This window comes from Streptomyces graminilatus, assembly GCF_001418565.1.
Classification (GTDB): Bacteria; Actinomycetota; Actinomycetes; order Streptomycetales; family Streptomycetaceae; genus Streptomyces; species Streptomyces graminilatus.
The window spans coordinates 1-10,893 of record NZ_LIQQ01000402.1; the positions used below are offsets into that span (position 1 = coordinate 1).

Here is a 10,893-nt window from a genome sequence, read left to right on the forward strand (position 1 = left end):
CCCCCACATCTGGCCGACCCCCCAGCGGTTGACCCCCGGCCAGGGCGCCCAACCGGTCCCGAAGCAGGTCGTCGAGGTCATCGGCCACGCCACCGACCCGTCGGCCCGCGCCCTCGTCGAACGCGTACTGCGCGCCGCCGGCGCCCGCACCATCAGTACCGTCACCGCCGGCCGGCCGACACCCCCCGCCGCCCTCACGGTCTACGTCGGCGGCCCCACGGAGAACCCGGCGACAGCGAAGGCCCTCAAGCGCCTGCACGCCGCACCGCCCACCCGACTCCCCTCCGGCGGCTACACGTTGGCCACCGGCAAGGGCACCATCGCCGTCTCCGGCGTCGACCGGACGGGCACGTACTACGCGGCCCAAACCCTCCGCCAGATCGTCACCCACAACGGCTCGGTCCCCGCCGCGACCGTCCGGGACTGGCCGGCGACCGCGCTGCGCGGAGTGGTCGAGGGTTTCTACGGCACCCCCTGGACCCAGCGCGACCGCCTCTCCCAACTCGACTTCTACGGCCGTACGAAGCAGAACGTGTACGTCTACTCCCCCAAGGACGACCCGTACCTGCGCGCGAAGTGGCGAGACGCCTACCCACCCGCCCGACTCGCGCCCTTGAAGCAACTGGCCGCCCGAGCCACCGCGAACCACGTCCGCTTCACCTACGCCCTCTCCCCCGGCCTGTCGATCTGCTACTCCTCGCCCGCCGACACCGACGCACTGGTGAGCAAGTTCGAGTCGCTGTACGCGATCGGCGTCCGCTCGTTCGCCGTACCGCTGGACGACATCAGCTACACGGAGTGGAACTGCCCTGCCGACGAGCGGGAGTTCGGCACGGGAGGCGGCGCGGCGGGCACCGCACAAGCGGCCCTGCTCAACAGGGTCGTCAGGGACTTCGTCGACACGCACGACGACGTGTCCCCGCTGGAGATGGTCCCGACCGAGTACTCGGACCTGGCCGACTCCCCGTACAAGACGGCGCTGCGCGAGAAACTGAACCCCTCGGTCGTCGTCGAATGGACAGGCGTCGGAGTGGTCGCACCGACGATCAGCACCGAACAGGCGGCCCAGGCAAGGAAGTTGTACGGCCACCCCATTCTCGTCTGGGACAACTACCCGGTGAACGACTACACCACCAGCCGCCTGCTCCTGGGCCCGTACACCGGCCGCGAGCCAGGCGTGACCACCCAGGTCACGGGCATGACCGCCAACCCGATGAACCAGGCGGAGGCCAGCAAACTGGCCCTGTTCACCTCGGCGACGTACGCCTGGAACCCAAAGGCATACAACCCCCGAGCAGCCTTCCTGGCCTCACTGAAGGACTTCACAGCAGGGTCCACAGGCAGCACAGCGGCCGCATCCCTCCGGGTCTTCGCGGAGAACACCTACTCCTCCCTCCTGGACACCACCGAGTCCCCGGCCCTGAAGCCCCTGCTCAAGGCGTTCACGACGGCGTACGAGAGCGGAGAAGGCCTGGACAGGGCGGCCCGCGCGCTCACGGCCTACTTCAGGGCGATGGCGGCAGCCCCCACCGACCTCCGCGCGAACCTCCCCAACTCATCGTTCCTGACGGAGACTTCGCCGTGGCTGGACAAGCTGGGCGCATACGGAGAGGCAGGCAGGACAGCGGTCGATCTGATGCTCGCGCGAAAGAACGGCGACACGGACGGCGTCTCCACCCTCTACGTCCGCCTCCAGTCGCAGCGCAAGCGACTCGACTCGGTGCCGCAGCAGATCGCCCCGGGAGTACTGGACCGCTTCCTCTTCGACGCGACCCTACGAGCGGCCCCCGACCCGGGCCCGGACGCGTCCTTCACCCCGGCGTCCCTGTCCATGCCCCCCGGCGCCAGCGCGACAGCGACCCTGACCATCACCAACAACCACTCCACCACCACGACCAGAACCACGACCACAGCCACAACCACATGGCGGATCAAGGAGGTTGAAGGCCTGACGGTCACCCCGTCCTCAGGCGCGGTCACTGTCCCGGCAGGTGGAAAGATCACCGAAACCCTGACCTTCACAGCGGCGACCGGGACGACGGCGGGCACAAGATCGGTGGCTGTCACCGGAGATGGCCTGGTGAGCCGGGCGATCCCCGTACGGATAACCGGAGTCGGCGGAAGCACGCGCGCCCTCACCGCCAACTTCAGTGGCGCGTCGGTCAGTTCGGTGGACCTGACGTCCGGCACGTCGACGGAGATCCCCGTGGGCCGGAACCCGGGGGAGATCGTGGTCAGCCCGGACGGTCGTACCGCCTATGCGGCGAACCAGGGTTCGGACACGGTGAGCGTCATCGACGTCGCCGCCGCGAAGGTCACGGCGACGGTGCCGGTCGGGGACGTACCGGCGGGCCTCGCCCTCGCCCCCGACGGCCGCATCCTCTGGGTCGCGGACTACTCGGACGGCGCGGTCCAGCCGATCGACCTGGCCACGAACACACCGGGCGCGAAGATCGCGGTGGGCGACGGCCCGGAGAACATGGCCATCACCCCGGACGGCACCACCCTGTACGTGGCGAACATCCACGACAACACGGTGAGCCCGGTGAACCTGACAACGGGCAGGGCGGGAGCGGCGATCCCGGTCGGCCCGAACCCGTTCAACGTGGTCGCGGCTCCCGACGGGCGGACGGTGTACGTGTCCAACTCCGGCGGCTCGACGGTCACCCCGATCGACACCGCCACGAACGACACCCGCCCGACCTACCTGGTCACCGGCCAGGCGTACGGCCTCGCCGTCTCCCCCGACGGCCGCACCCTCTGGGTCAGCGCGAGCACCGGTGACACGATCACCCCGCTCGACACGGTGACCGGCGCTCCGGGCACCCCGATCAGCGTAGGCCGCTCCGCCTTCGACATCAGCCTCAACTGGAACGGCGACACGGCCTACGTCACAACAGCCGACACGAACACCCTCGTCCCGGTGACAACATCAACCGGTAAACCGGGCACACCGCTGAAAACGGGCCCATACCCACTGGCCACAGTGGTAACACCAGTACCAGTCAACTGACAGCCAACGACGAACGGTTCCCCCGCGCCTTAGGGGCGCGGGGAACTGCGCGACCAGCCCCCACAAACCCGCAGCCAACAACCGACCGTCAAAGGGGCGCGGGCAACTCCGCGAACAACTCCACGCACCCGCAGCCGACCCACCCAGGGGCGCGGGGAACTGCGCAAAACCCCCCACGCACCCGCAGCCAAATCCGCCCCCCAAAACGGAGTGCTACTGCATCTCGGCCCAGGGATCGATGACCGCCGGCCGAGCAGGCGCGGCCACAGCCGCCGGACGGCAGGTGAACCCGAGCCGAGTCAGCGCGGCGATCATCTCCTTCTCGGTGAAGTCCCGCCGGTCGAGCCGGGTGATGACCGCCCCGACCTGCTTGACGGGGTAGTCCACCCCACCGATACCGACAGCCGCACTGGTGATGGGCTCAGGGGCAACCCCGTCCATCTTGTGCGTGACCTCGCTCATGATCAGGTCGAACGGGAATCGGGCGATCACACAACGCATGGTGCCTCCGCGGGTCAGAGAAGGGTCCGGGTGGATGGTGCGGTCGCCGGTCGGCCTGAAACCGACCGGCGGGGTGAAGCGTGGAGCCGATACGACGCTGAAGCTTGGAACTGAGTGTTGGCTGCCGGCGGCCGACGGCTGGGTCAGCCGGCCTGACGGGCATCGGAGCCCGGACGCCGGTTCCGGGGCGCCCGGCGCCGGCGGCCGCGTGGCTCGCCGGTGGGATCCTGCTCCGTACGGGCGGACGCGTTCCCGCCCGCCACACGCGGCGGCTTGGCACCGCCACCGGTCGGACGCGACGCCTTCTTGGCGGCGCCCCCACCCGCCGTACGCGCCGTGGCCGCACCGCCTTCGGCGGCCCCACGACGAGACCGCGTACCCGAACCAGCACTCGAACCGGCGCCCGCTCCGGAACCGGAACGAGAACCGGAACCCGAACCGGACCGGGAACCGGACCCAGAAGCGGAACCCGCCCCCGAACGGGAGCCCGCACCCGAGCCCGAACGGGCGGCCGAAGCCGACCCCGCACCCGAGCCGGACTGGGACCGAGAGGACCGGGACCGCGACGACCTCGACCGGCCCCCGGAACCGTCGCCCTTGGAGGCGGCCGGCGGCGTCGGGGCCGGGACCGGGATGACCACGGGTATGCCCGAAGGCGTACGGGCCCCGGTGATACGGGTCAGTTCGGCGGCGCCGGGGGAGACCTTGGCCGTGTTCGGGTCGACGCCCGCCGCCCGGGTCAGGCTCCGCATCTCGCGGCGCTGCTCGGGCAGGACCAGGGTGACCACGCTGCCGGAGGCTCCCGCACGGGCCGTACGGCCGCCACGGTGGAGGTAGTCCTTGGCGCCGCCGGGCGGGTCCACGTTGACGACCAGGTCGAGGTCGTCGATGTGGATGCCCCGGGCGGCGACGTCGGACGCGACCAGCACGGTGACCTCGCCGGTCTTGAACTGGGCGAGCGTACGCGTGCGTTGGGGCTGGGAACGGCCGCCGTGCAGGGCCGCCGCACGGACACCGCTCTTCAGCAGGTGCTTGGTGAGACGGTCGACGCTGCGCCGGGTGTCCATGAACATGAGGACACGCCCGTCGCGGGCGGCGATCTCGGTGGCGACCGTCTTCTTGTCGACGTCGTCGACGTAGAGCACGTGGTGCTCCATCGTCGTGACGGCGCCGGCGTGCGGGTCGGTCTCGTGCACCTTCGGCTCGTGCAGATAGCGGCGGGCGAGCCGGCCGACGTCCGCGTCGAGCGTCGCGGAGAACAGCATGCGCTGGCCCTTGCGCGGCACCTGGTCGAGCAGATGCGTGACCTGCGGCAGGAAGCCCATGTCGACCATCTGGTCGGCCTCGTCGAGGACGGTGACGGCGACCCGGTCGAGCCGGCAGTCGCGGCGGTCGACGAGGTCACGGAGCCGGCCGGGCGTCGCGATGACGACCTCGGTGCCGGCGCCCAGCGCACGGGCCTGCCGCGCGATGGGCAGCCCGCCGACGATGGTGGTCATCCGCAGACCCATGGCACGGGCGTGCGGGGTGAGCGCGTCCACGACCTGCTGGGCGAGTTCCCGGGTCGGTACGAGGACGAGTGCGAGCGGGCGTCCGGCCTCGGCGGTCTGTCCGGCGATGCGGGCCAGCAGGGCCAGGCCGAAGGCGAGGGTCTTGCCCGAGCCGGTCTGACCACGGCCCATGACATCGCGGCCCGCGAGGGTGTCCGGCAGCGTGGCCGCCTGGATCGGGAAAGGAACGGTGATGCCCTCGACGGTGAGGGAGGCCAGCAGCGAGGGCGGCAGGCCCAGGTCGGCGAACGACCGGTTCATGCAGAACCTTCCTCAATGCGGCACGTCGACAGAATCACGGCAGCGCTCAGCGTCCGCCACGAGAGAGCGGCGGCACACAGGACAAAAAGGCCGTGGGGACGGGCCGAAAGGAAACGAGCGGTGAAGGGGATTCACCCCTGAGAAGCAGGGAACGGACGACCGGGTCCGAACTCCACGGAGTCGGACGCGAAACCGTCCCTAAAAAACTGTGAGCCGGGGCCCGCACCCTAGGTGCGGGCCCCGGCCACAATCACGTGTGTCGATCCACTAGTGGACCGGCAGGGTCACGTAGATCAGGCGGGGAGGATGTTCTCCGCCTGGGGGCCCTTCTGACCCTGCGTGACGTCGAACGTCACCTTCTGGCCCTCGTGCAGCTCACGGAAGCCCTGGGTGGCGATGTTCGAGTAGTGAGCGAAAACGTCGGCGCCGCCGCCGTCCTGCTCGATGAAGCCGAAGCCCTTTTCCGCGTTGAACCACTTCACGGTACCGGTGGCCATGTCAAATCTCCTTGGGGCATGCTCGGGAGGTCCGCACCGTGCGGACCCCGCGTCGCCGCAATGATTGCCCCGACCGGAGAGAACACCGAAATCTTTGGGAACCACAACTGCAACTGAAAACCACGCTAGCACAGAACCCGCCGCCGGGGAGGTGCGGCAATGTCACACGTCAGGCGGGAATAGTCTCCGCAGCTCAAAGCGGCTCAGACGCGGTCCGCGGACATACGGACACCCTCGCGGGCGCCCAGGCTACCCGGGGCCTTCGGGCGCCCCTGCCGCCACCCCCCATCCCCACTCCGTACAACCTTCCGGCGTAACGGTCCGTCTCACTCAACGTAAAAGTCATACGACCCAACGCGACCGAAGGGGACACGATGCGAGGTATCGGAGCGGCAGCGGCGGCGCTCATGCTCGCGGGCACCATGCTGGGGACGGCGGCGAGCACCGCGAGCGCGGCGCCCACGGAGGGCCCGCGCGCGGCGGCGAGCTGCCCGACGGGCTGGGGCAGCGGCGCCAAGACCGGCGGTGTCGCCATGAGCGGCGATCACCTGACGGACATCAGGACCGGTCAGCACGAGTGCTACGACCGGATCGTGTTCGACGTGCCGGGCGGCGGCCAGGTCGGCTACCAGGTCCAGTACGTGGACCGGTTCTACGCGGACCCCTCGGGCGAATACATACCGGTCGCCGGCGGGGCGATCCTCGACATCGGCATCGGCGCGTGGAGCGTCGACCTGGACACCGGGAAGTGGACCTACCCGGGCAAGGTGGGCAAGACCCTGCCCACCGTGAACATCAACGGGTACCGCACCTTCCGTGACACCAAGTTCGGCGGCACCAGCGAGGGCCAGACCCAGGTCGGCCTCGGTGTGCGCGCCCGGCTGCCGTTCCGCGTGATCCAGCTGGAGGACAAGGTCGTGGTCGACGTGGCCCACAGCTGGACGAGCTAGGGGCCGCACAGCGGCGGGTCCGGCGGCCGATGTCACATTGCGAGTCGCCGGCTCGTCCTGTGGGGGACAACTGTTCCCCACAGATACGGAGAAGAAAGCGTGTTCGCCGCCTACGTCACGGTCAGCGTCCTCGGCGCGGTCTTCAACGGCGCCGCCGCCGTCACCTATCTGATCGGTCACGAGTACCCCAAGACCCAGGCGGACATGAAGGGGATAGACCGCAAATGGGTCCCCGTACTGGGCATGCTGCTGGCGGCGGGCACCGTCGGACTGCTGGCCGGACCGGCCGTACCGCTCCTGGGAACCCTCGCCGCCACCGGCCTCGTGCTCTACTTCATCGGCGCGATCATCGCCCACCTGCGGGTGGGCTCCCGCAACATCGTGGGCGGGATCGTCTTCCTCGCCACCGCGGCGGCCGTCCTGACCCTGGGCCTGCTCGACCACGGCCCCTGGTAGTGGGGGTGCGTCTTCCGAAGCGTCCCTTGACGCTTCTTTTCTTTCATGGTGCACCTTTTACGGAGGCCTTACGGAGACGAAAGGTTCCGGCCGGCCCTCGTATCCGTACCTTTCCTCGACGACTTCCCGTCGCATCAGGAGGCAAGGTGCGTTTCACCCGGAGCTCGACCGGCACCCTCTTCGTGGGTGGCGCGCTGGCCCTGACCCTGGCCGCGCTCGCCTACCCCGCCATGGTCGGTGTCCAGACCGTGTCCAGTTCGCCCACCCGGATCGTCGCTCAGACGTCCGCCGGACCACTGACGGAGGCCGACCGCGACTTCGTGGTGAAGGTGCGGGCGGCCGGCCTCTGGGAGTACCCGGTCGGGCAGATGGCCATCGCGAAGGGAACCTCCCCGGCCGTCATCACCGCCGGGCAGCACCTCGTCGCCGGACACGCGGCGCTGGACGCGACCGTACGGCGGATCGCCCCGCAGCTCGGGGTGACCATTCCCAATCTGCCCAGTCCGCAGCAGCAGGGGTTCATCTCCACGCTGACCTCGGACAGCAGGGGGGCGCAGTTCGACAGCGACTTCGCCAACATTCTGCGCATCACCCACGGGTCGATCTTCAACACCGTCGCCAAGATCCGGTCGACCACCAAGAACACGCTGGTACGGGCCCTCGCCGACCAGGCCAACACCACCGTCCTGGACCACATCACGGTCATGGAGAAGACCGGGCTCGTCAATTTCGACACCGCGCTCTTCCAGCAGACCACCCCGCCGAAGCTGCCCGACTCCGACCTGACCCCGCCCGTCCCCGTGCCGGGCGCCCCGATGGTCGTCCTCACCCCGCCGCCGGCCAACGCCTTCAGCCCCAGCCCCGGACCGAGCCCCACCTATCCCGCGGCGGGGTGAGTTCGACTCCCGGCGACCTCACCTTCCGAGCCAGGCCGTCGTGTCCGGGCCGAGGCGGCCGTCCTCCTCCAGCGGCGCGCTGGTCAACAGGACCTCGCCCGGCGGCAGTTCGACGGGCGTGGCCGACAGGTTCGTCACGCAGCGCCAGTCGTCCGCGCGGGTGAGGTCGAGGACGCCGGGGGCGTGTTCAGCCGCCCAGGTCAGGCCCTCGCCGTCCAGCAGGCGGCGGCGCAGGGCGAGGGCCGTGCGGTACAGCTCCAGGGTCGAGCCCTCGACCCCGTCCTGTGCCTCGACGGCGTACGACGCGAAGCCCGGCGGCTGCGGCAGCCAGGCGCCGCCCGCGCCGAATCCGTACGACGGTCCGGTGGTCGTCCAGGGCAGCGGCACCCGGCAGCCGTCGCGGCCCTTGGCGGTGTGCGCCGTCTGTTCCCAGATCGGGTCCTGGAGGGCGCCGGCGGGGAGGTCGGCGACCTCGGGGAGGCCCAGTTCCTCGCCCTGGTAGACGTACGACGAACCCGGCAGCGCCAGCATCAGGAGCGTCGCCGCGCGGGCCCGGCGCAGGCCCGCGGCCTCGTCGGCCGGCGGGGCGGTGCCGTCGGACAGGAGCCAGGCGTTGAGGTCGGTGCCCGGTGGGAGCGTCAGGCGGGAGGCGTGGCGTACGACGTCGTGGTTGGAGAGGACCCAGGTGGCCGAGGCGCCTGCCGAGCGGGCCGTGGCGAGGGAGTCGGTGATCACCTTCCTCAGTTCGTCGGCGTCCCAGCCGGCTTGCAGATACTCGAAGTTGAAGGCCTGGCCGAGTTCGTCCGGGCGGGCGTACAGGGCGCGGCGGGCGCCCGGGACCCAGGCCTCGGCGACCGCCATGCGGGGCGGGGTGTAGGCGTCGAGGATCTTGCGCCAGTCGCGGTAGATCTCGTGGACCTCGTCGCGGTCGAAGAAGGGGTGGGTTCCGGGCGGGAGGACGGCGAGGGACTGTTCGCCGCTCAGTTCCGGGGCGCCGAGGTCGCGCAGCGGCGCGTCGAGGTCCTTCGCCAGGGCGTGGGCGACGTCGATGCGGAAGCCGTCCACTCCCCGGTCGGACCAGAAGCGCAGCGTGGTGCGGAAATCGGCCCGGATCTCGTCGTTGGCCCAGTTGAGGTCGGGCTGTTCGGGGGTGAAGAGGTGCAGATACCACTGCCCGTCGGGCGCCTGGTCCGCCGCCACCCGTTTCCACGCGCTGCCGCCGAACACCGACTGCCAGTCCGTGGGCGGGAGTTCGCCGTGTTCACCGCGCCCGTCGCGGAAGACGTAGCGGTCGCGGGCCGGGGAGCCGGGGGCCGAGCGCAGGGCCTCCTCGAACCACGGGTGCCGGCGCGAGGTGTGGTTGGGGACGATGTCGACCATGACCTTGAGGCCGAGCCGATGGGCCTCGGCGACCATCGCGTCGAAGTCGTCGAGGGTGCCCAGGCGAGGGTCGACGTCACGGTAGTCGGCGACGTCGTAGCCGCCGTCGGCGAGTTCGGAGGGGTAGAAGGGGGAGAGCCAGAGGGCGTCCACACCCAGCGCGCCGAGGTGCGTCAGACGCTGGGTGATGCCCTTGAGGTCGCCGAGACCGTCGCCGTCGGCGTCGGCGAAGCTGCGCGGGTACACCTGGTAGAAGACGGCCTGGCGCCACCAGTCGGGGTCCCGGGAGGAGAGGTCGGGCGACGGCTCGTAAGGCTGCGACCGGCGATCGGGAGTGGGAGTGGGAGTGGATTCGGTCTCGGGCTCGGGCACGCGGTGTCTCCTTGCTGTGGCGGTGTTCACCTGCGGACGACAAGCCCAACTCTGTCCACTTCGCCGGGAACACGAACCCGCGCGCTCCCCGAACACAACCCTCCCCTTGTGGTGAAACCGTGATGATCCATGAACAACCTTTGCATTACGCCAAGTTGACACCCAAGCGCGCACGATTCACGATGTGCGAACGCTGTGGCGCATATGCCCGATGGGCCGGATGGGCACAGTGTTCCTTCGACCAGACTCCCCGGGTACGGCCCGGCAGCGACGTGCTGCCCTCCCGCCGCACCCGGGTTCTCGCACACGCGAAGATGGGATCCGCATGTCCGTACTGAGACGTGTCACCGCGCTGCACATCCTGGGAACCGGTGCGGCCACGCTCGCCCTCTGCGCGGCCTCCGCGTCCGGTGCCTGGGCCACCGGCACACCCGGCGGTGACGGCTGGGACTCCGGCGCCGGCGGCTACCGGCCCGGCTCCGGCGCGGGCACGAAGACCGGGACCGACCGCTGCCAGTTCTCCCTCGACGGGCAGAACTTCTTCGACTCGGTCAGTGTCGACGACCAGAACCTCAAGCCCACCGACGACGGCAAGGTCCACGTCAAGGTCCGCACCGCCGGTGACGCGAGCACCTGCACCGCCTCCCTCGCCTCCTACCTCGCCCACGGCGCCACCTTCGCCACCTCCGGCGAGCAGATCTTCCTCGACTTCGACACCGTCACCGTCGAGCAGGGTCGGACCGACTCGCTCGACATCGCGGTGCCGGACGCGGGCTGCTACGCGCAGGTCGACCTCTACCGCGGCAAGGTCAGGTTCGACGGCGAACTCGGCGCCGACGACGGCTTCGAACACGGCGACCTGCCCAAGGGTCCGGACCGTCCCGTCATCAAGGACAAGCTGATCGCCGCCTGGAACGGCGGCACGAAGGAATGCACGATCACGCCTCCGCCGGTGGTGGAGACCCCGGGTACCCCGCCTGCGTCCACACCGCCGGTCGAGGAGACCCCGGGCACGCC

9 protein-coding genes are annotated in these 10,893 nt (G+C 70.0%); 5 read left to right on the plus strand and 4 right to left on the minus strand.

The features are described 5' to 3' along the window. Positions 1-3,013: beta-N-acetylglucosaminidase domain-containing protein (locus AOK08_RS30610; RefSeq protein WP_055532107.1), on the plus strand; the 3,013-nt coding region annotated here is incomplete at its 5' end. Positions 3,014-3,226: 213 nt separating this feature from the next. On the opposite strand, the gene AOK08_RS30615 is transcribed toward AOK08_RS30610, so the two are convergent. The 3 genes from AOK08_RS30615 to AOK08_RS30625 all read right to left on the minus strand — a co-directional run bounded on the left by AOK08_RS30615 (position 3,227) and on the right by AOK08_RS30625 (position 5,822). Continuing rightward, positions 3,227-3,514, minus strand: a complete 288-nt coding sequence (locus tag AOK08_RS30615) for an SCO5918 family protein (protein WP_055532108.1) — start codon at positions 3,512-3,514, stop codon at positions 3,227-3,229. 143 nt (positions 3,515-3,657) lie between these two features. After that, complete coding sequence (locus AOK08_RS30620) at positions 3,658-5,325, minus strand: DEAD/DEAH box helicase (RefSeq protein ID WP_063794167.1); 1,668 nt, start codon at positions 5,323-5,325, stop codon at positions 3,658-3,660. Between the two features lie 293 nt (positions 5,326-5,618). Next, a complete protein-coding gene (locus AOK08_RS30625) occupies positions 5,619-5,822 on the minus strand; it encodes a cold-shock protein (protein ID WP_006373337.1) in 204 nt (67 codons plus the stop codon). Between the two features lie 374 nt (positions 5,823-6,196). Here AOK08_RS30625 and AOK08_RS30630 point away from each other — a divergent pair, with 374 nt between their 5' ends. The 3 genes from AOK08_RS30630 to AOK08_RS30640 all read left to right on the plus strand — a co-directional run bounded on the left by AOK08_RS30630 (position 6,197) and on the right by AOK08_RS30640 (position 8,124). Continuing rightward, the gene (locus tag AOK08_RS30630) at positions 6,197-6,772 is read left to right on the plus strand and encodes an AMIN-like domain-containing (lipo)protein (RefSeq protein ID WP_055532110.1); all 576 of its coding nucleotides are present in this window, start codon (positions 6,197-6,199) and stop codon (positions 6,770-6,772) included. A gap of 99 nt (positions 6,773-6,871) precedes the next feature. Next, positions 6,872-7,228 carry a DoxX family protein gene (locus tag AOK08_RS30635; protein WP_055532112.1) on the plus strand — a complete coding sequence of 119 codons (357 nt, stop codon included), beginning with the start codon at positions 6,872-6,874 and terminating at the stop codon, positions 7,226-7,228. 146 nt (positions 7,229-7,374) lie between these two features. Then, complete coding sequence (locus AOK08_RS30640) at positions 7,375-8,124, plus strand: DUF4142 domain-containing protein (protein ID WP_422125784.1); 750 nt, start codon at positions 7,375-7,377, stop codon at positions 8,122-8,124. Between the two features lie 18 nt (positions 8,125-8,142). Here the strand turns inward: AOK08_RS30640 and AOK08_RS30645 are convergent, their stop codons facing one another. Continuing rightward, on the minus strand, positions 8,143-9,876 hold the full coding sequence (locus AOK08_RS30645) for a glycoside hydrolase family 13 protein (protein WP_055532114.1): 1,734 nt from the start codon (positions 9,874-9,876) through the stop codon (positions 8,143-8,145). A gap of 325 nt (positions 9,877-10,201) precedes the next feature. Between AOK08_RS30645 and AOK08_RS30650 the strand changes: the two genes are divergently transcribed. Next, positions 10,202-10,893: hypothetical protein (locus AOK08_RS30650; RefSeq protein ID WP_055532116.1), on the plus strand; the 692-nt coding region annotated here is incomplete at its 3' end.

Excerpts from the sequence above, each read along its gene's own strand:
- AOK08_RS30615 (WP_055532108.1), bottom strand. The coding sequence starts at position 3,514 with ATGCGTTGTGTGATCGCCCGATTCCCGTTCGACCTGATCATGAGCGAG.
- AOK08_RS30620 (WP_063794167.1), bottom strand. The coding sequence starts at position 5,325 with ATGAACCGGTCGTTCGCCGACCTGGGCCTGCCGCCCTCGCTGCTGGCC.
- AOK08_RS30625 (WP_006373337.1), bottom strand. The coding sequence starts at position 5,822 with ATGGCCACCGGTACCGTGAAGTGGTTCAACGCGGAAAAGGGCTTCGGC.
- AOK08_RS30630 (WP_055532110.1), top strand. The coding sequence starts at position 6,197 with ATGCGAGGTATCGGAGCGGCAGCGGCGGCGCTCATGCTCGCGGGCACC.